Genomic DNA, 21849 nt, shown 5'->3' with positions numbered 1-21849 from the left:
CTATAATTCAAAATTGTCACCTTGTTTTGCAAAATTAAATCCAAGGTTTTGGATACTATCTTTTAAGGGGTGATTATCTTTAATAGTTGGATTGGTATGATTAAAATGAATAAAATAAATTTTTGCTTTTGTTTCCCTCGATTCATTTTGAAAAAGACTGGTTGTCTGTGTTGTGAATGGATGTGGTATTTTACTCATATCTCTTTCTAACTCACCATCTCTAAAGAACGAAGCGTCTAAAAATGCATAATCTACTTTTTTTACTTCCTCAATAATCGATCTTTCCCAAGTTTCCCATTTATCAATATCAGGAATATATAGTGCCGATTTATTATTGCCATCAATTTTGTAACCAACCGTTTCAGAATACTCATCTCTATGTGGTACTAAAAACGGTGTGACTTTGAGTGAATTTTCGAGGTGAATTGTTGTATCATTTTCGAGTTGGTTAATCTTAATATTATTTAACTTTACTAATTGACCCCAAGGACCATTTTTTTCTAAATAAGTTTTCATTCGTGGCATGGCGAAAACCGGAATGTTCTTTCCGCCAAGCGCTTCTCTTCCCAAATGAATTAAGCCGGTATAATGTCCTATGTGCGCGTGGGTTAAAAAGATTCCATCTATAATTCGATCTGTTTGTACATGGTCTCTCAACACTTTAGTCTGCTCAACAATGTCTGGTGTCGCATCAAAAAGCCATTTACTTTTACTATTTGTATCGATTAAACCCAGACAAGAAACCATTTTTTTGGTTTCTTCATTATCATAATACGCCTTACAGCAACTTTTAAAACAGTTTAGTTGAGGATAACCTGCATCTTGAGCAATACCCAATACCGTAATATATTGATTTAAAGAATTACCTTTAATTTTGACTGAATTATTGGTTTTATCATTTTCACAATTAAAAACAAACAAAAAACAACATATTAAAGTCCTAGCAAACACATTCATCATTTATTATCTAAGTTTTGTTAAAGATATAAAACCTAAATCCATGAAAAGGCAAATAATGCTACTACTATCTATTTTCACTCTTGTTTCTTGTGCAGAATAACAAGAAGTCGTGAATCAGCTTCCACAATCTGATGGTATCTCAAGTAATACAGATATAGCATCTGGATTAAGAGAAGCATTAAATAATATAATTGATAAACAAGTGACCAAATTAACGCTGAAAGATGGCTTCTATAGGAATGATTTGATTAAAATATTATTACCTGAAAAACTTCATAAAGTAGATACTGCTTTGAGAACAATTGGCTTTGGTAATCTTGCTTGATAAGGTTTGAAAGTTATAAACAGAGTCGCTGAAGATACTGTAAAAGAAGTGATACTAATATTTGTCAATGCTGTAAAAGACATAACTTTTTAATGATGCCAAAATATTTTACTTGGAGAAGATAATACAGCGACACAATACTTAAATAGAAAAACTATTACTTGTACCTGTGTATCCGGGTGTAGCGCTAGTCAAATTTTCCTGTAATACGCAATTATCTTCTACTTTGGCAAGTATATTGTCTCCAACCTTTTTACCATTAGGACCTGTAACTTCCCAATTTCCTATCCAAAAATCAAACTCAGAATGTTTTTCGGTACAACAAGCGCAGGACTTACCCCGACCAAATCGAAAATTAATAGTAATCAGAACAATTAAAATTGATGTAAAATTCCTTATGATTAATAAAGTTTACTATAAGTTATTAAACTACATTTAATTATATGCTAATATTTGCATAACATTCTTAAGAATAAAATTTTAGATCTTTGTACAGTAAAAGATGAGTTAGATAAGTCTTTTAGAGATTAGTATAGTTAGCTAAAAAGTCGATACGGTTTGTATCGACTTTTTATTTTTTCTCAAAAATCAACTAAGAATTTATTGTGATAAAATTTCTTGCATCTGCCTTTGTAATTCACTTGCTTTTTCTGCTGATGCTTTTGCAAAGTCTCGATCCTGGGACGCATAAATAATACCTCGCGAAGAATTAATTAGCAATCCTACTTGATCATTCATGCCATATTTACAAACATCTTGTAAATTACCTCCTTGAGCACCAACTCCAGGAACAAGTATAAAACTATCTGGAATAATTTTGCGTATATCACCTAAATATTCCGTTTTTGTTGCTCCAACTACATACATTAAGTTTTGAGAATTAGTCCAAGTTTTTGAAGTTTCCAAAACTTGTTTGTACAATTCTTTTCCTTCCATAATTTCAGTTTGAAAATCGAATGCACCTTTATTAGAAGTAAGTGCAAGTAGAATCGTATGTTTATTTTTAAATGCTAAAAATGGTTCGACAGAATCCTTGCCCATGTAAGGTGCAACGGTAACACTATCAAATCCTAGATCCTCAAAAAAAGCCTTGGCATACATTGTACTCGTATTACCAATATCTCCACGTTTAGCATCACCAATGGTGTATATTTCTGGAAAGTTAGTATTCAAATAATTGATCGTCTTTTCTAAAGCTTTCCAACCATTTAGACCATACGCCTCATAAAATGCCGTATTAGGCTTGTAGGCAACACACAACTGATGTGTCGCATCTATTATAGCTTTATTAAATGCAAATATTGGATCATCTTCCGCCAATAAATGCTTTGGAATTTTATTCAAATCCACGTCTAACCCTATACATAGGAAAGATCTTTTTTTGTGGATTTGTTCAATTAATTGAGTAGTTGTCATATATTAAAAAAGCCTCTCACGGAGGCTTAAAATTAAATTACATCACCACTAGCTTTTAATAGCTCAGTATTTTCAGCTAGCATTAATTCGTCTATAATTTTCTGAATATCTCCATTAATAATGTTCGAAAGATCATATAAGGTTAACCCAATTCTGTGGTCAGTAACACGTCCTTGTGGATAATTATAAGTTCTAATTTTAGCACTCCTATCACCAGAACTCACCATACTTTTACGTTTTTCTGAATCAGCTTTTCTCTGCTTCTCTAATTCTAAATCATAAAGTCTAGTTCTGAGTACCTTCAATGCTTTTTCGAGGTTTTTATGTGATGATTTTTGGTCTTGGCAACTTACAATCATACCAGTAGGTTCATGGTGAAGCTTTATGGCAGAATATGTTGTATTAACAGATTGACCTCCAGGTCCAGTAGAAGTTGTACGTTCAATTCTAACCTCAGTCATATCCAATTCAAAATCTATATCCTCAGCTTCAGGTAATACCATAACCGTCGCTGCACTAGTATGAACTCGTCCTTGTGTTTCAGTTTGAGGAACCCTCTGCACACGATGTACTCCGGCTTCAAATTTTAAGGTGCCATAAACATCCTCACCAGAAACTTCAAATATAATTTCTTTAAATCCACCTGATGTTCCGTCACTTTGACTCACCACATCAACTTTCCAACCTTTATCACTGCAGTATTTAGAGTACATCCTGAATAAATCTCCTGCAAAAATACTTGCCTCATCACCACCAGTACCAGCCCTTACCTCAACAACTACATTTTTAGCATCGTCAGGATCCTTTGGTATCAGCAAAAATCTTATCTCTTCCTCAATCTCTGGTAATGCTTCTTTGGCTTCTTCTAATTGCATTTTAGCCATTTCTACCATTTCCTCATCAGAACCATCAGCAATAATCTCCTCGGCTTCTGAGATATTGCCCAATATCTCTTTATAAACAAAACCCTTATCTACTATTTTTTTTAAGTCTTTGTATTCCTTATTAAGCTTGACATACCGCTTTTGATCTGCGATAATATCTGGCTGGATTATAAGGTCATTTACCTCATCAAATCGCTGCTTTACAATTTGGATTTTCTCTAACATCTATCTAGTACAATTGAATTTCAAAAATACGATAATTTATGAATTTTTCGCCTTGTAATTAAAGGACATATTAATAGTAAAAAATAAAACACTATAATCTTACGTTTAAATCATTATATGCATCGTTTCCTGGCTATACTTGCATTTTACAAACCGTTTGTAGTTTGGTCTTTTGTAGTTAATGCCTTAATCGGATTTTTAAATCCGCATTTGGTTCCTGCAATTGTTACTAAATTATTTTTAACGGTTTTTGCATGGTACTATGTAAGTGAAACTCCTAACAAAAGAAAACTAATATTTTTTAGAAATTTAGGAATATCACCATTCCGATTATTTTCTATAGTATTTATGGTAGACTGCATCTTAACCATCATCTTCCTTACCGTTTTTAGTGAGTTTACTTAATTAAAAATAAAATTTGAATTAGATAATGTAGAACTTTACTTTAAAAAGAAACGAATTTTAAGTGGTATTTATCTCAAAGCTGAAAGTGGTTTGGTCACCACCATTCTGGGAGCTAATGGCTGCGGTAAGAGTAGTTTACTGCGTATAGCATTTGGTGATTTAAAACCAAAGTATAAACTTATAAGGATTAATGGTAAGCCTTTACTGAAACCACTTTACAAAACTGGATATGCCAAATTTTTACCGCAATACAATTTTATTCCGAATGGAATGAAACTTAGTTTTGTCCTAAAAGCTTATGATCTTAGTTGGGAAAAGTTCATAAAGAACTTTGACGAATTTGAAATTCTAAAAAATTCAAAAATCAATAATCTATCCGGTGGTCAAAGACGTATTATCGAAACTTATATTATCTTAAAATCTAAAAGCCAAATCGTGTTATTGGATGAACCTTTTTCGCAGATGTCATCTTTGCAAGTTGAGCGAATAAAAAAGTTAATCAATAAGGAGAAAAAAGATAAAATAGTCATTCTAACTGATCATATGTACAAGCACATCATTGATGTTTCTGATTCAATCTATCTGCTTAAAAATGGTGCAACAATGCAGATTAAGAAATTAACTGATTTAGAAGACTACAGTTACTTAAATGAAGGTAGTGTCAGTTAGTACTTTTATTATTACTTACAAACTCATCTAAATCAATAACTACACCAATACCAAGTAATTGCTTCCATTGTAATCTAGGACCTTCAACAACAATATCCTCATTTGTAATCTCATTACGAACAATTTCTGTTTTAATGTCATCGTCATATCTCAGATGAGACCCAAACATTGCACTTATATATTTGTTCACCTTAAAATCAAAGTTAACTTCCCATTCTAAATCAATATTCCCAAAACTATTAAGGTAATCTGTATAAAGACGCAGTAAACTATTAACCTTAATATTCTCCATAATCTCCTCTTTATACTGATTAGTTATTAAAATACCCAACTCAGTCCTTACTCTATCACCTTTATTCAAAAGATTACCCTCCATATCATAAATTGCTGGATTTACTCCAAAAGCACCCGAATTAGCCAAATTTTCATCTAAAACAAAGGTGTTTTTCATTGTAAATGGAGATACATAAAGTGACAATTTCTCTATTGCCTTACCATATTCAAATCCAGCTCCCAAAAACAAATAACCAGGTGCCATAAATCGTGAAATAGGATCTTCATCTGGATCATTAAATCCATTTGCAAACTGTGTATTAAAACTAAATCTAATGGAATAAAACCAGTTGCTATCAGGTCTTGATTGAAAGCCAACATTTGAAATTATTGAAATAGCATCATCAGTTTTTCTAAAGGCTTCATCTTCTTGTTTATTGATACCATACCTCAACAACAAAGATGAATTCCAGAAGAACTTGTCATTTTTAAAATTAGCCTCAGCTTTACCGTTGAAAATTGCAGAGATTGAATTTGCACCACCTGCATTCCAATTAGTAAAAGATACTTGATTGACATATAAACCTATTTCCTCATTTAAAGTCCAGCCTTGGTCTTCCTTTTCAACGGGATTTAAAAATAATGAGACAGGTTGAGAATTTATTAAGTTGGTAGAGATACTAAGGATAAATAATAAAATTAAATATCTGTTGTCCTTCATTTGTTTAATACTCAAAGGTTCCGTACTCGCTTTGTATGGTAAGTTGTTTCTTATTTGACGTCTCCACTCTTCCTATAATTTTGGCATCAACGTTAAATGATTTGGAAATTGCAATAATATCCTCAGCAATTGAAGGTTTTATATAAAGTTCAAGTCTGTGTCCACAGTTAAAAACCTGGTACATTTCTTTCCAATCTGTTTTGGATTGTTCTTGTATCAATTTAAATAAAGGTGGCACTTTAAATAAATTGTCCTTTATGATATGGAGATTGTCTATAAAATGTAAGATTTTAGTTTGTGCCCCTCCACTGCAATGAATCATACCATGTATAGTTTTACTACTATATTTGTTTAAAATACTTTTAACGATTGGCGCATAGGTCCTAGTTGGTGATAATACTAATTTTCCTGCATCAATTGGTGAATTATCAATGTTATCAGTAAGTTTTGTGTTACCAGAATAAATTAATTCTTCTGGAACTGCACTATCAAAACTTTCAGGATATTTCTCTGCCAAATATTTTGAGAATACATCATGTCTAGCAGAGGTCAATCCGTTACTTCCCATTCCACCATTGTATTCTGTTTCATAAGTGGCTTGCCCAAAAGATTCTAATCCAACAATAACATCTCCTTCTGAAATATTTGCATTATCGATAACGTCTGCTCTTTTCATACGAGCCGTTACCGTAGAATCTACAATAATAGTTCTAACCAAATCACCTACATCAGCTGTTTCACCACCTGTTGAATGAATAGTCACTCCAAAAGACTCTAAATGTTCAATTAATTCTTCTGTACCATTTATAATTGCAGAAATAACCTCTCCAGGTATTAGATTTTTATTCCTACCTATTGTTGAAGAGAGCATAATATTATCAGTAGCACCAACGCACAATAAGTCGTCAATATTCATAATTAGGGCATCCTGTGCAATTCCCTTCCATACTGATATATCTCCAGTTTCTTTCCAATACAAATATGCCAAAGAAGATTTTGTTCCTGCGCCATCTGCATGCATTATTAAACAATAATTATCATCATTGGTTAAGTAATCTGGAACTATCTTACAAAAAGCCTTTGGAAATAAACCCTTATCAATATTTTTTATGGCATTATGTACGTCTTCCTTTGATGCCGAAACACCTCTTTGTGCATATCTTTTACTAACCGAATTACTCATGAAGAAATAAAAAGTTTAAGGTTATGCAAAAGTAATAATAGATATTAATTATCTCGTATAATTGGGTTTGAATTCTTTATTGTTTTCACCTCTTTTTGAATCTTCTCTTTTTGATTCGTACCACCAAAATAATAATTGACTCCAATACCCAAACGCATAAATTTATCATTTTTACCATCAAACACTAATACCTCTGTATCGTCATCAAAACCGTAATTATATTCATAGAAAATTTTAAAACCTAATTTTTCAACAATTAGTGCTTCAAAACCAAATCCAACTTGAGCTTTCATCGCACTGACATCGGTTTCGGAATCCATACTCATACCAAAACCACCATAAATTAAAGGCGTAAACATTTCATTTGGTATAAATAAATACTCTAAGTTAAAATCCACAGAAAGTAAACTCTGATCTATATCGTTATAAGAAAAATTAAATCCATTTGCAGTTATTCCTGCAAATATAGAGGGTGAAAGTGCGCGTTTATAGCCAGCTCTATAATAGAACCCAATAGAAGTATCTTCATAATCACCAAAAAGCGTTGAACCTCCAATACCTACATCAACGACATTAGTTCCTCTTAAATTGTAAAAATCTAATTTTTGGAATTCTTTTTGGTCGTCAGAGGATTGTTCTTCGTCTTCTTGTCCTAAAATGGAATTGATACTTAATACAGAAAATAAAATACTAAAAAAAAGTAGTCTAAATTTGGTATTCATAGTTCTTCATTGATTAATTATACTGTTGGTTAAGGAGAGGCTTAGGACTGACGCAATATAGAAAAATAATCTTCAAATTAACAGAATATTCTTAATCACAGGGCATAAAAAAAGATAAAACCAAGTATTGATTTTATCTTTTTTTATCTAAATAAGACTAAGTAAACTTTATTGTCTTTTTAAATTTTTAAGATTCAGCCTGTAGCTTAGTCTGTGTATTTACAACATCTTCATTTGTGATGTCATTCAAATCTCCAGAGTTATCTTGAGAAAGTATTAAGGTTGCACCAACTAGTATAGCTACGCTTAAGAATAACTTCTTCATATTTAATAAGTATTGATTAATAGCACTACAAACTTACTAAATATTCTGTCGTCAAAACTGATAGGAATCAGTTTTTTATTGATAAATGACTACCTTTTCGATTATTAGCCTTTGAAATCGATAAACGACATAAAAATGACACAACTATTACAAAAATATACGATGAGTTACCTACAAAATAGAGTGAAAACCCAATCAAACAGGACTATTTCTGTTCAAAACAATTAATTAATTTATAAACAAAAGCTCTCTATACTTAGTTAAAGGCCATAACTCATCGTCAATCATCAACTCTAATTTATCACTATGGTAACGTATTTTTTCAAAGAATGGTTTTACCTTCTCACAATACCCTTTGGCTTTTTTATTGACGTCAATCTGTTTATTATATAATTTACGAGCTTCAATCATGTCAGTAACCAATGAATTTATAGCTTCAATATGACCTGATATTTCCTCAATTAATGTCAATTGTTCTTGAGCAAGACTTTTAAATTTATCACCATAAATATTCTTTAGCCCAGTAACATTTTCAATTAATATATTTTGATAACGAACAGCGGTAGGCACAACGTGATTCCTAGCAATATCACCAAGAACTCTACTTTCAATCTGAATTCTTAAAATGTATTCCTCTATTTCTATTTCATAACGAGCTTCAGATTCTATTTTATTCATAACACTGAGATTTTCAAAAAGATCTATTGATGATTTTGCAATCTTAATCTTTAAGGCTTCTGGAGTTGTTTTATTGTTACTCAAACCTCTTTTTTTGGCCTCTTTTTCCCACGCATTACTATATCCGTTCCCTTCAAACAAAATAGTCTTAGAGTCCTTGATATATTCTCGTAACACATTGAATATTGCATCATCCTTTTTCATAGACTTTTTATCTATCAAATCATCTACCTCGATCTTAAAATCAATAAGCTGCTTGGCTACAATAGAGTTTAAAACTATCATAGGGTTAGCACAATTTGCAGAAGAGCCCACAGCCCTAAACTCAAATTTATTTCCAGTAAAAGCGAAGGGTGATGTTCTATTTCTGTCAGTATTATCTAATAATATTTCAGGGATTTTGCCTACAACATTCAGTTTTAAATCCGTCTTTTCTTTTGGAGATAATTTTCCCTTGGTCACTGACTCAAGTTCTTGCAATACATTTGTTAATTGTTCACCAATAAAAACAGATATAATTGCTGGTGGTGCCTCGTTAGCACCTAATCTATGATCGTTACTTGCAGATGCGATAGCAGCCCTAAGCAATTCCTCATACGCTAAAACTGCCTTTATGGTACTAATAAAAAAGGTTAAAAACTGAAGATTACTCATTGGTGTTTTTCCTGGAGATAAAAGGTTAACGCCAGTATCAGTACTTAAACTCCAATTATTATGTTTACCTGACCCATTTACTCCTGCAAAAGGTTTTTCGTGCATTAATACAAGAAAATTGTGGCGCTTTGCCACTTTTTGCATTATATCCATTAACAAGGAATTGTGGTCTACAGCTAAATTTGCTTCCTCGTAAATTGGAGCCAATTCAAATTGATTTGGAGCTACTTCATTATGCCTTGTTTTTGCAGGAATACCTAATAGCATGCACTCATGCTCTAAATCTCTCATAAAAGCCATTGCTCGTGCTGGTATGGTACCAAAATAATGATCATCTAACTGTTGACCCTTGGCAGGTGAATGCCCAAGTAATGTTCTACCGGTTAATACAATATCTGGACGTGATGCTGCCAATGCATTATCAATTAAAAAATATTCTTGCTCCCAACCCAATGAAGCACTAACCTTTCTTACATTCTTATCAAAATATTTACATACAGCAGTTGCAGCACTATCAACAGATTGTAGCGCCCTTAGCAATGGTGTTTTATAGTCTAAGGCTTCACCTGTATATGCAACAAACACCGTAGGAATACATAAAGTTGTGCCATAGATAAAAGCTGGCGATGTTGGATCCCATGCAGTATAACCCCTAGCTTCAAAAGTATTTCTGATACCACCATGAGGGAAACTTGATGCATCTGGTTCTTGCTGCACTAATTGACTACCATCAAATCGTTCAATAGCTAATCCACCCTCAATTGTTTCAAAAAAAGCATCATGCTTTTCAGCAGTCGCACCTGTCAATGGCTGGAACCAATGGGTATAATGGGTTGCGCCTTTTGAAATGGCCCATTCTTTCATGCCGGTAGAAATATGCTCTGCAGTAACCCTATCTATTTTAGCACCCTTTTCAACAGCTTGTAATATTCCGTTCAATGCATGTTTACTTAAATACTGACGCATTGCTGTTTCATTAAACACATTTGAACCAAAAATTTCAGATCTTCTGTAATCTTCATTTATGGTTAATGGCGTTCTTTTTAGAGATTCCTTTAAAGCGTAAAATCTTAGTGTTGACATTTTGATAATATTTTAGGTCAAAAATAAGAATATTATAATTTTTACCACACTAACCCTTAAAAAAATAGGGTTATCAACAATTATTAATAATATTTGATCTAAAACACCCTATTTTTTTTGACTAAATAAAAAAAATAATAATATTTGCATCGTCAAATTATAAATAGTTTAATGATGAGTAAATCTAAATTGGAGTACATATGGCTAGATGGTTATAGTCCAACTCAAAACATGAGAAGTAAAACTAAAGTTGAAGAAAATTTTAGTGGAAAATTAGAAGATTGTCCTTTATGGTCATTTGATGGTTCTTCAACAAGACAAGCGGAAGGTGGATCTTCTGATTGTTTATTAAAACCGGTTGCTATATATCCTGATCCACAAAGAAAAGATGGTTATTTAGTAATGACGGAAGTTTTAAATGCAGATGGAACACCACATGAATCAAATGGTAGAGCTACAATTGATGATGATGATAACGATTTCTGGTTTGGTTTTGAGCAAGAGTACTTTATTATGGATCGCAAAACACAGTTACCTATAGGTTTCCCTGTAGGCGGCTATCCAGCACCTCAAGGAATGTACTATTGTTCTGTAGGTGGTAGAAATACTCATGGTAGAGAATTAGTTGAACGTCATGCTGATTATTGTATTGAAGCAGGATTGAATTTTGAAGGAATAAATCAAGAAGTTGCTTTAGGCCAATGGGAATTCCAATTATTTGCTAAAGGAGCAAAAAAAGCTGGTGACGAAATTTGGGTTGCTCGCTATCTGTTAGATCGTTTAACTGAAGAATATGGTTGGTATATTGAATATCATCCAAAACCATTAGGTAAAGAGATGGATTGGAATGGTTCTGGTATGCACGCTAACTTCTCAAATTCTGTTTTAAGAACTTGCGGTAGTAAAGAAACTTACGAGAAAATATGTGAAGCATTTAGACCGGTGGTTGAAGAACATATTGCTGTTTACGGTGAGGACAACGACCAACGTTTAACAGGTGAACACGAAACTCAAGCTATCGACGAATTTAGTTTTGGTGTTTCCGACAGAGGTGCTTCAATTCGTATCCCTATCATTACTGTTGAAAAAGGATGGAAAGGATGGTTAGAAGACAGAAGACCAGCTTCTAATGCTGACCCATACAAAGTAGCAGGTAGGATTATAAAAACTGTAAAAAGTGCAGATATATAGATGTATACACTATCAACAAACAATTAAAAGTCCGCAACTGCGGGCTTTTTTATTTTAGTGCTAAGAAAATAAACAGAAGGTAAGCACCAAAGATAAGAATTCCTTTAAGCCTTCCTATTTGATAACGTTCAGGAATTAATATGAGTGGAACCAGAATAAACGCGAATCCAATCATCCAAAAAATATTGGTTGAGAGTATTTCTGGTGTATCTGGATTTACTGTTATAGGTTTAATAATTGCTGTCAGCCCTAAAACAGATGCTATATTGAAAATATTTGAGCCAATTAAATTACCCAATGATATGGCCTTTTCATTTTTAAGCGCAGCTATAACAGAGGCTGCCAATTCTGGTACACTTGTACCAATAGCTATTACAGTAACCGATATAGCATAATCACTGATACCAACTGCTTCCGCCAACTGTATTGCACCTTTAACCAGCCACTCAGAACCATAAAATAATCCTGTAGATCCAATAAGCAACCAAATAATAATTTTAAAATTAGAAACTTCCGCCAATGCATCATCTACCTCTTCTAATTCAATATTTGCGGACTTTGTAGAGCTCCTTATCAGAATATACAAGAATACAATTAAGGCTACAAACAACAATAATCCTTCTAATGTAGTTAGTACATTATCATCTTTTAAAAAGAAATAGAGTGCAAAGGACACTACCATCATCATGGGCCAATTATACCGATAGAAATCTCTATCAACTGACAATGGTGAAATTATCGCAGTAATACCCAAAACAAGACCAATATTAGCAATATTAGAACCAATCACATTACCAAGTGAAATATCTGAAATTCCATCAAAGGCAGCCTGTAAACTTACTAAGAGTTCAGGAGCGGAGGTCGCAAACGAAACAACCGTCATTCCGATTACAAGTTTTGATATTCTAAGTTTAAATGAAAGACCAACGGATGCTCTAACTAAAAAATCTCCACCTACAACCAACAACGCAAGTCCTGCAATAACAAGGAAAATACTCATTTAATTCATTAATTATTTAACCCTCTATTCTATGGATTTGCGAAGATAACATTTGTAATTCATTCTATCACAAAACTAAATATTTCGTTAAATAACTATTAATTAGTTTTTATAAAGATAGTTGCTATTAAATATAGAATTATTGGAAACAAACTAATTGTAAGGCCAAAAAATTACAAGAACCATCAATAAAATAAAGGAAAAGCCAAACTTAATTTATAGAAATTGGCTTTTTAAATATTCTAGTTAATTATTAGTTTTTTGGTATATATCCGATTACCCTGCTTCAATTTAATAATATAAATACCTGACGAAACGTTTAGATCGACATAATTACCTGTACAATAATATTCACTAAGTAACTTGCCATCAATTGTATAAAGATCTATTTGCGTCTCTTTATTTAATCCTTTGATTTGAAAGTGTCCATTTGATGGATTTGGGTAGATTGTCAAATCATTAGAAACTATCTCTTCAATTGACAAAGTTTGATCCCAATTTTCCCCAACATTATTACCCCAAATATACTCAACCAATTCTGGCTGGTCAATAAATGGATTTCTATTGTATTGCCAATTATATACCAAATTATTTCTATTCATTTCATAATCGTCTGGCGGGTCATTTCTATGCCAATCTAATAAGGTGTCTAAATCACCTATCTGACCAACTGCACTTGGAAAACCATTTACAACTTCTAAACCATTATACCGTATCTCTAAATAAAGTACACCCCTTGCCACATCACCACGGAAACTACCAAGTGTGCCTGAAGGTCCAATATATTGTCCATAATGCTGATTCCCTCTAGAACTGTTTTCAGCAGCATCGGCTGCCCTTAATGCATGTGCGTCAGAATTTGCATGGCGCAAAGAATCCGCTTTAGTCTCCCAAAAAATATTGATGCCATCAGCAATTTCATCATCTTCAATATTATTAAAACCGCCTAGAGATCTAGGAAAAGTATGTTCCCTATTCCATTTACCTGCATTTGAACTTGTCGTTTGTAAATCTAATTTTGCCCTTCCTTCTTCTGAATAAACCAACCAAACCTGATTACTATTTTCTGGATTTTGATCTGCCTCCTTCAAAATATCAAAAACATCTGCATATGTTTGGGCTCTCACTACACTAGGATTAGCGATTATATTTTGAAGTGCTTGACGTAAGGCCACACCAGACAAACCATCTAAAGAGTTATAATATCCTGTAGGCTGAGTACTTGTAACCTGTCCAAAAGTCGGATTTACGGGTGTTCCCCAAGGCGCCATGGTAAAATCATTATCCACTACCCTAACCTCTACTTTATTATTGAATGGAACAATTGGTTCAATTAAATTAATAAAACTGATTTCTAATACTTCATCACCTTCATCATCTGTATCATCAACTAATAAAATTGTAGTACTTATTGAATTCTGTCCGTTGGCAATAGTCAAACTAGTGCTTCCTGCATAATCTGAAGTATTAAATCCAAAATTATTTAATGTTATATCAAAGTTTAAGTCTGAGGTAACATTAACTTCACTTGTGAAGGTTATCTCCAAGGAAGCACCTTCATCAATTTGAATATCACTCACAGAAATAGTTATAGGATTAATGGGGTTACCTGAACCATCATTTAATCTCCTTGGTGTGGGAGTTGCAGTAAAATAAGACCCATCATTATTTCTTTGAATGGAATTAGCACTTCCGCTCGAGCCTTCATTTATTTGAGTAATAGAAGCAAAATTTGGGTCATCATTAAAAATATCAATCAAACCAAGATCATCTGGATCACTAGTATCATAAATTAAAACATCAATCAAGTTTGTAATATTAGCCATAGTACCTTCTGGAAATGCGGTTGGTGAATCCTGGTAAATAGCCACGGCATCTGCACCATTTTGAATTAGATTCTCTGATATTAACAGCTGAGGGAATGGTCCTACACCAGCACTACCGATGACTAACAAACCATTGTTGTCGGTTGTATAACCATTAAGATCAATAACTAAATAACTAGAATCATTACCACTAGTAGATCCATTAAAAAAAACTAGAATATAACCATCTGTAGAAAAATTTGGTGTCTGAGATTTTATTTCCACAAATTCTGCTGTATCTGTACTTGGATTATCAGAATCTAGTTCATTTATCACTAATACTTGAGCACTCAGTGTGCAAAAAACAAAAAATAATAATGAGCTAACTAATATTTTCATTCTTTAATTTTTTTATAAAGATAATCTTATAAAATTGACCTAATGTTAAATTTTTAATTTGATGGTGTAATAGAAAAGTTAAGTAAATTATTTAATGATATTTACTAGATCAACTTTTGTAAAAAATAACGAAATGTGTATTTTTTGCGTTTTTTTAAACCAATTGCCTCTACGATTTTTAAAATAGCTCGAAAAACCCCCTATAATTATTTCATTTTTAAACATAAAATATATTTTAATATTACATATAGTAACTTATTTGTAGATAGTTATCATAATTTTATAACTATATCAATTAATATACTTACAAAAGTAAATTCAACTTCGCAGATTTATAACAAATTGTTTGGAGAATTATTTATCGAGGATATATATTGAGAACTCAATCAAACAAAAACACATAATATTAACCTCTAAACCAAAGTAATTATGATGACATTAGCCAAACTGATCATAGATATTATTTTTTCAATGATCTAATTTAAAATTCAGCCAGTCAACCAATCAAAAAAAGTAAAACCTAGTTCTAGAATAAGTTTTACTATTTTTGTTTTAAAGCGCATTACAATATTAAATCTTCGCTTTAAAATTCATGAAAAAAATATTCTTCAAGACCTTAGCCAAACTAAATAAATCTATTCTGCCTTCATACAGCAAAAAACAACTGGACTTAAGCAAGGCCTCTAAATTTCAATTAGCAATTATAGCTTGGCGTGCCTTTATTACAAAGAATGCATTATAATAAAAAAGACCACCAAAAGGTAGTCTATTTCAAAAACTCAATTTGATCAATTGCAATAGCGCGGTATTTATATTGATTCATTTTAAATTCCTTGTAACAGAACCCATAGGTAAAGAACTAAGGTTTTGTCCAAATGCACGAACTGCTGACGCTGTATCGTTACCAGTTATTTCAACTAGTGGTTTCAATACAAAAGGTCCAGCAGAATCTTATGGAACTGGCTCAACTGAAATTACTTCTGTACGACATCTAACATCTAAAAGGAATGTTTCACCTTATGGTTCATTTTCAAAAAAGTTTTCACAAGCTACTAGTTGTCTAGCAGATAGTCTGCTATATGGCGTAACTTCAAATACGGTATTAAATGCTGTAAACGCTCCTGTACACAATCCTGAACCACCTATTACCCATCCTTCATATATATGATCTGTACCTAAAGCTTCTAATCCATCGAGATTTAAGATCAATTCTGAGGTAGAAGGAATTCCATTGTCATTGTCGCTACTGCAGGATACAGAAAAGAACTGTATGCCATTAATCCTAAAACTGTTTTTTTAATCATTACTCGTTATTTTAAATTAATGGTGTAAAATTATAGTACAACAACGCGCCTAAAAGTTAGAACCCTAACAGTTACAGTTTTTTTTATTTCAATAATCTTTTTTTAAATGAATTTTGTGATAGATTAAATTTAATATCACCGTAGAATTGAAACTCTTCTAATAGTCCAAAAAATGGAGTTTATCAATTTGATTTATAATTTGTTAAAGTTATAAATTTAAATAACTTTATATCGCTATTAACTAACACAATTATGAAAAAATATTATTCTTTTTTTCTATTAGCATGCATTGTTATTTCTCTAAAAGCCCAAGAAAATTTGCAATCCAGAGAAATTGAATATCCATTCGCCGCCCCGAAAAGTGAGGTAAATAGAGATGTTTTTGGAAGTAAGGACGACAGAAAAGAAGTTAAAGATGCTGAGGGTTATGAGGATTTTGTGAGAGCTACAGCTGTAATGATTAGAAGGCCAGAAAAAGTGGCGAAAAAATCTGGACACAAGAGTTTGGCAAAATATCTGAAAAAAGCTAGAAAAGGAAGACTCTAAAAAATGACTAACTCTGAATCCATTTGAAAAATGTTTAACAAGATTTCATCCTTTTTATTCTTTACTTTACTCTGTGTGGTTGTCAGTACATCGCAACTTAATGCACAGAACAATCAGTACCTCATTTTTGAAGACGAAACTTTAGTGAAAGGAGATTCTTGCCTATCCAACAGAAGTGATTACAGCAAATTTAGGCTGGACTATGTTAACGATTCTACATTAGTGAAAAATCTTCAGATAATAGTTGGAGCCAATTACAAAAGTGAATATTTTTCTAGCGTCGAACAGTTCAATATTTTTGATTTTAAGTTTTGGTTACTTTCTAATGATAGCTATAAATCCAATGGAGACCTAGAACTAAAAATTACATACAGGGTCAAAAACAAGCTCATGGAACAGGTATTTTCCATCTGTCTTACATATGTTGACCCCAATCCTATTGATAGAGGCGCCAACACACCAGACTTTGTTAAACTACCAATTTATTTTGGTACGGACAGAAACTATATCAAATCAAAAGATTTAAATGATACTTTTGGAATTAAACGTTCTAAACTCAAATATGGCATTGTGGAAGTCAGCATTCCACACGACCATAGAGTTGGTGAAATTGAAAGTCCTGCAATTTGGAAGTTCGAATTTACAGAGGACCCTAAAAAGCACATGATGCTTCAAAAGATCTCGCTATTAGAAAAGAATGAATTTTTCGATAAGCTTTCAAAAGATATTGAAGAATCCGAAAAGAAGAGTACCTTTTTATTTGTGCATGGCTACAATACATCATTCAGTGAAGCCGCGAAGCGCACAGCTCAAATTTCTTATGATTTAAAATTTGATGGTAAAGCAGTATTTTATAGTTGGCCATCACAAGCATCGACATTCAGATATGGAAAGGACGAAGAAAATATTGCTTGGTCCCAATCAAATATGCAACGATTTTTAGAGGATTACCTATCTAAATCACAAGCAGAAGAAATCTATCTTGTAGCTCATAGCATGGGTAACAGAGGGTTAACCCATGCTATCGTTCAGGTAATGAAAAATCACCCTGATTTACGTAATAAAATAAAAGAAATCATTCTAGCAGCACCAGATATTGATGCTGATGTTTTTAAAAATGAGATTGCACCGCAAATGGTTGCTGAAACTAAAAAACCAATTACACTATACGTTTCGGCAGACGACTTAGCCTTAAAGGCCTCAAAACTTCTACATGGTAATCCCAGAGCTGGAGATGCTGGCGAAAAAATGGTTATTGTTGATGGTGTTGAAACTATTGACGCCTCTGGTATAGACACTAGTTTTTTAAGTCATTCTTACTTTGCCGACACAAATTCAATAATTTCAGATATATTCGACATTATACAATCAGGACAACGCGCACTAGATAGAAAGCGTTTATCCTTAATAAAACTCAAAAACAATATTTTTTACTGGAAAGTGAAACAGTAAGAAGAACTTAAATTAGTTATTATGAAAATTAAGCACCTCAAAACAATCAGCATACTAATCATTCTGTTGTCTTCATGTTTATCCTATGCACAAAAACGCTATAGAATTACCTATGACTATGTAACTGATAAAATTGACTACTTACATGTCGATAAAAACAACAAGGTTATTGACACTTTGGATAAACCTAAAATTAAACGGAATAGTCTAATCGAGTTAAAATTATCCAATGTTAATCCATTTGCTGTTCAAGTAGAAACTGATGTGCAAGAAGAAGATCTTATAAATACCGGACAAGGCTTTAATTTTAGTTCGTTATTAGGAAGTATTAATTCCTTTACTGGTGACAACATAGACCTAAACACTTCAAATCTACCTGACTCAAATTTGTTTAAATCCGAAAGAGGCTCCAGAGGAAGTAGTTCTGCCCAAAGTAGTTTAGATGATTTGAACAATCAAATAACCAATGTAGCCGCTTTAAAATCAACTTTAATTTCTAACCTTTTAAATCCAAATTTAGATAAGGAAACTATTATAGAAAATTTAATTAAAACTGCAGACGCAGAATTAGATGCGCGGCTCCCAAGTGCTCAAGACAATTTTTTCGTGTACTTGGCAAAAGTTGAAAAATCAATTAATGATAGTAAATCTCAACTTGAAAGTAACATTAATGTTTTGTCTCAAGAGATTGAAAATACAAGTGCCTCAAAAGATGGAGTGGTTTCTAGAGGTGAATTAGTGTCGCGAAATATTGCCATGGCCGACCTACAACGCTTAATGACAAATCTCAATAGTTCTACAGGAAAAAGTCTTCAAAATTTAGATGAGCTACGTTCGCTTTATACGATTCTAGAGGCATCAAACTTTGAGCAAACCTACGATTACGAATTATCCGCAGATAAGGTGAATATAGAGCTCAAATTTGTTCAAAGCGATTTCTCAAATGATATTGATAATGATGACAATGCCACAATCCTAAAAACTAGAAATATTAAAATGTTTTCGAAAGGTGGTTTCAAAATAAACACGAGTGTTGCAATGACTCTCAATAATTTTGGAAGCAATTCTAACGATTATTTTATTGATGAGTCTGGTGTTATTGGGGCAGATAACAACGACTTTTTTGTTCCTAACCTAAGTACCATGATTAATTTTTACCCGTTTATGGGAGAAAACTTTAATGTTGGTGGTAGCTTTGGATTATCCATACCAATTTCCGGTGACAATAGTATTTCTGGTGTTAACTTCTTGTTAGGACCATCACTATTTTTTGGCAGTAAAAGTAGATTAGCCCTTTCTGGTGGTGTTGCTTATGGACCAGTTAAACGCCTAACTAACGGATTAGAAGTTGGCGATAGCACAAGCTTTACGAGTATAGATAACTTTACCAAAAATGTCTATGACTTTGGCTACTACTTCGGAATTTCTTTTAGCCTTTTTGATCTTAATTAATATTTATCTGCCATGAAAAAAATAACATTACTTATTTTCTTTTTAGCTTTCAGTATAAGCGTTCAGGCAGAAAAACATGCGCTCATCATTGCCGTTGGTGATTATCCCGTAAAAACAGGATGGTCATCCATTAGTTCTGCTAATGACGTACCCTTAATTAAAACAACCTTGTTAAATCAAGATTTTAAAGAAGAAAATATAACCGTTCTTAAAAATGAAATGGCTACTAGAGCAGGAATTTTGAATGCCATTAAAACACTTCAAGCCAAATTAAAACCTGGAGATATTGTGGTCATTCACTACTCGGGACATGGACAACAAATCTATGATGACAATAATGAAGAAATTGATGACAAAGACGAATCCATTGTGCCTTATGATGCTTTAGTACGATTTATTCCGAACAAATACGAAGGCCAAAATCACATTAGAGATGATGAGTTGGGAAATATCATTGCGACTTTTAGAAATATTTTAGGTAATGAGGGTCAACTGTTAATGTTATTAGATAGTTGCCATTCTGGTTCTGCGACTCGTGGTGGTAAAGCACGTGGTGGCGAAGCCACTTTTGCCCCACCAGGTTGGACTCCAAACTCAGAGCAGAATAACAACGGTAGTGGATTATTAGAACCTGTAAAGGCTGGTCCAAATGCTGCTCCTTTTGTAATGCTGTCTGGCGCTTCTGCAGACGAACTTAATTACGAATATGAAGGCTATGGCTCACTGAGCTTTGCATTTTCAAAAGCTATGAACGATTTAGGATCTGATGTCACCTACAGAAAACTCTTTTCTGCTATATCAGCTAATATGAATGTCATTTCACCGAACCAAACACCAACGGCAGAAGGTGATTTAGATTATAAACTGTTTGGTGGAGCGTACGTAAAGCAACAACCTTATTATCCTATTTCTAAAATATCTAGAGCAGACATTATAAAAATTAATGCTGGAAAACTTCAAAGCTTATTCGATGGAACCACAGTCAATATATTACCAGCCGGAACATCCAAAGTAGAGGATAAAGACATTATTGCAAAAGGCGCAATAACAAGAGCACGTTTTAATGAGTCAATCATAAAACTAGATACACCACTTAAAACAACAAATGAGAAGGAATTCTGGGTGTTTGTGGACGAACCAACTTATGGAGATATTTCTCTTAACATTTATTTTGACGAATCTGTAAAATCCAATGCCACTAAAAAGGTTATTGAAACCTTTTTAGTTGAGAAAAAAATAGGACAAATTGTGGAGTCTGCTACAGAAGCAAAATTGATTATTGCCGAAGAAAAAGGTACTATTTCTATTCTTACGGTAAGTGGTCAAGACACCCAACTTATTAGTGATGAGTCTATTTTTAGTCAACCTAAAATAGACGGCAAATATGATTACGATGAAATTACAACTACCCTATTCAATTATGCACAAGGATCTTATTTAAAGGACCTCAATCTTAAGAATTATGATTATGAGTTTGAGTTTCGTTTATTACCTGGAAAATATAATGCCGAAATTGACGAAATAGAACTTTTAGAAGAAGACGCATTCATTGATGAAGCGGGCAAATTTAAAGTAAATACAGAAGATGATGTGGTATTTCTAGAAGTCACTAATAAAAGTGATAAACCACTTTACTTTAGTATTATAGAAATTAATTCTAAAGGTGAAATTGCCACATTTCTGCCAAATGATGATTGCACACTAAATGACAATGAAAGACGTATTATGCCTGGTAAAACCATGGTATTTGAAAACTGTTATTTTCAATTTGGTGATCCATACGAAACACTAATTCTTAAAGGATTTGCAACACCCAAACCAATCAATTTTAAATCAACCGTACAATCTAGAGGCGAAAAAGCCGATACTCGCGGTGCAGGAGATAATAATCCTTTAGAAGATTTTGTGGGTGAAACCTATACACAAACTAGAGGAAGAACAGCCAATAGCAGATCAAGCGGAGGCAAAATTGATGGTTATAGTACAGAATTTGTATATGAGATTGTAAAAAGTAAGGGGTAATTTAATGTAGAAATAAAATATACAAATCATGAAATTCTTAATTGTTATAATCCTTTCAATTCCTCTTCTTTTTAGTTCTGACAGAACTTATGAATATGGTGGAAACCTAGGAGTTCGAAAAAAGAATCCCATTAACATTCATGTTATTTCCATAG

20 protein-coding genes are annotated in these 21849 nt (G+C 32.8%); 10 read left to right on the top strand and 10 right to left on the bottom strand.

Annotation, left to right across the window (positions count from 1 at the left end; genetic code table 11):
- Entirely contained in the window at positions 1-921 is a 921-nt protein-coding gene (locus DUZ96_RS00960) for an MBL fold metallo-hydrolase (RefSeq protein WP_258774280.1), read from the bottom strand.
- Between the two features lie 148 nt (positions 922-1069).
- Between DUZ96_RS00960 and DUZ96_RS13180 the strand changes: the two genes are divergently transcribed.
- Positions 1070-1285, top strand: a complete 216-nt coding sequence (locus tag DUZ96_RS13180) for a DUF4197 family protein (RefSeq protein ID WP_309484642.1) — start codon at positions 1070-1072, stop codon at positions 1283-1285.
- Between the two features lie 600 nt (positions 1286-1885).
- On the opposite strand, the gene pyrF is transcribed toward DUZ96_RS13180, so the two are convergent.
- Positions 1886-2701 carry an orotidine-5'-phosphate decarboxylase gene (gene pyrF, locus DUZ96_RS00950; protein WP_114299514.1) on the bottom strand — a complete coding sequence of 272 codons (816 nt, stop codon included), beginning with the start codon at positions 2699-2701 and terminating at the stop codon, positions 1886-1888.
- A 32-nt stretch (positions 2702-2733) separates the two neighbouring features.
- Positions 2734-3810, bottom strand: a complete 1077-nt coding sequence (gene prfA / locus DUZ96_RS00945; RefSeq protein WP_114299512.1) for a peptide chain release factor 1 — start codon at positions 3808-3810, stop codon at positions 2734-2736.
- A gap of 117 nt (positions 3811-3927) precedes the next feature.
- On the opposite strand from prfA, the gene DUZ96_RS00940 reads away from it, so the two are divergent.
- Together DUZ96_RS00940 and DUZ96_RS00935 are read left to right on the top strand one after the other, a co-directional pair.
- On the top strand, positions 3928-4215 hold the full coding sequence (locus DUZ96_RS00940) for a hypothetical protein (protein WP_114299510.1): 288 nt from the start codon (positions 3928-3930) through the stop codon (positions 4213-4215).
- Positions 4216-4221: 6 nt separating this feature from the next.
- The gene (locus tag DUZ96_RS00935; protein ID WP_114299508.1) at positions 4222-4884 is read left to right on the top strand and encodes an ABC transporter ATP-binding protein; all 663 of its coding nucleotides are present in this window, start codon (positions 4222-4224) and stop codon (positions 4882-4884) included.
- On the opposite strand, the gene DUZ96_RS00930 is transcribed toward DUZ96_RS00935, so the two are convergent.
- The 5 genes from DUZ96_RS00930 to DUZ96_RS00915 form a co-directional block, all read right to left on the bottom strand.
- Positions 4877-5878, bottom strand: coding sequence for a DUF3078 domain-containing protein (locus DUZ96_RS00930; protein ID WP_114299506.1), 1002 nt, complete (start codon positions 5876-5878; stop codon positions 4877-4879). The two genes, DUZ96_RS00935 and DUZ96_RS00930, sit on opposite strands and share 8 nt — an antisense overlap.
- Positions 5879-5882: 4 nt before the next feature.
- Positions 5883-7061, bottom strand: coding sequence for an AIR synthase related protein (locus tag DUZ96_RS00925; RefSeq protein WP_114299504.1), 1179 nt, complete (start codon positions 7059-7061; stop codon positions 5883-5885).
- 44 nt (positions 7062-7105) lie between these two features.
- Positions 7106-7783 (bottom strand): Curli production assembly/transport component CsgG, encoded by a 678-nt coding sequence (locus DUZ96_RS00920; protein ID WP_114299502.1) that lies wholly within the window; start codon positions 7781-7783, stop codon positions 7106-7108.
- A 187-nt stretch (positions 7784-7970) separates the two neighbouring features.
- Complete coding sequence (locus tag DUZ96_RS12850; RefSeq protein ID WP_181855206.1) at positions 7971-8108, bottom strand: hypothetical protein; 138 nt, start codon at positions 8106-8108, stop codon at positions 7971-7973.
- 228 nt (positions 8109-8336) lie between these two features.
- Entirely contained in the window at positions 8337-10523 is a 2187-nt protein-coding gene (locus DUZ96_RS00915) for a glutamine synthetase III (RefSeq protein WP_114299500.1), read from the bottom strand.
- Between the two features lie 174 nt (positions 10524-10697).
- Here DUZ96_RS00915 and DUZ96_RS00910 point away from each other — a divergent pair, with 174 nt between their 5' ends.
- The gene (locus DUZ96_RS00910; RefSeq protein WP_114299498.1) at positions 10698-11714 is read left to right on the top strand and encodes a glutamine synthetase beta-grasp domain-containing protein; all 1017 of its coding nucleotides are present in this window, start codon (positions 10698-10700) and stop codon (positions 11712-11714) included.
- Between the two features lie 49 nt (positions 11715-11763).
- Here DUZ96_RS00910 and DUZ96_RS00905 read toward each other — a convergent pair whose 3' ends face one another.
- Complete coding sequence (locus tag DUZ96_RS00905; protein WP_114299496.1) at positions 11764-12714, bottom strand: calcium/sodium antiporter; 951 nt, start codon at positions 12712-12714, stop codon at positions 11764-11766.
- 242 nt (positions 12715-12956) lie between these two features.
- The gene (locus DUZ96_RS00900; RefSeq protein ID WP_114299494.1) at positions 12957-14918 is read right to left on the bottom strand and encodes an endonuclease; all 1962 of its coding nucleotides are present in this window, start codon (positions 14916-14918) and stop codon (positions 12957-12959) included.
- Between the two features lie 592 nt (positions 14919-15510).
- On the opposite strand from DUZ96_RS00900, the gene DUZ96_RS00895 reads away from it, so the two are divergent.
- The 6 genes from DUZ96_RS00895 to DUZ96_RS00870 all read left to right on the top strand — a co-directional run bounded on the left by DUZ96_RS00895 (position 15511) and on the right by DUZ96_RS00870 (position 21694).
- Positions 15511-15660, top strand: coding sequence for an SsrA-binding protein (locus tag DUZ96_RS00895; RefSeq protein WP_114299492.1), 150 nt, complete (start codon positions 15511-15513; stop codon positions 15658-15660).
- Between the two features lie 72 nt (positions 15661-15732).
- Positions 15733-16086, top strand: coding sequence for a hypothetical protein (locus tag DUZ96_RS00890; protein ID WP_114299490.1), 354 nt, complete (start codon positions 15733-15735; stop codon positions 16084-16086).
- A gap of 388 nt (positions 16087-16474) precedes the next feature.
- On the top strand, positions 16475-16768 hold the full coding sequence (locus DUZ96_RS00885) for a hypothetical protein (protein ID WP_114299488.1): 294 nt from the start codon (positions 16475-16477) through the stop codon (positions 16766-16768).
- 30 nt (positions 16769-16798) lie between these two features.
- Positions 16799-18220, top strand: coding sequence for an alpha/beta hydrolase (locus tag DUZ96_RS00880; protein WP_220222674.1), 1422 nt, complete (start codon positions 16799-16801; stop codon positions 18218-18220).
- Positions 18221-18241: 21 nt separating this feature from the next.
- On the top strand, positions 18242-19672 hold the full coding sequence (locus DUZ96_RS00875) for a hypothetical protein (protein WP_114299486.1): 1431 nt from the start codon (positions 18242-18244) through the stop codon (positions 19670-19672).
- A gap of 12 nt (positions 19673-19684) precedes the next feature.
- Positions 19685-21694, top strand: coding sequence for a caspase family protein (locus DUZ96_RS00870; protein ID WP_114299484.1), 2010 nt, complete (start codon positions 19685-19687; stop codon positions 21692-21694).
- The last annotated feature ends 155 nt before the right edge of the window (positions 21695-21849 follow it).

It is taken from the genome of Winogradskyella sp. KYW1333 (assembly GCF_003335675.1).
In the GTDB taxonomy this organism is placed as follows: Bacteria; Bacteroidota; Bacteroidia; order Flavobacteriales; family Flavobacteriaceae; genus Winogradskyella.
This window is presented reverse-complemented; position numbering and strand designations above follow the sequence as displayed.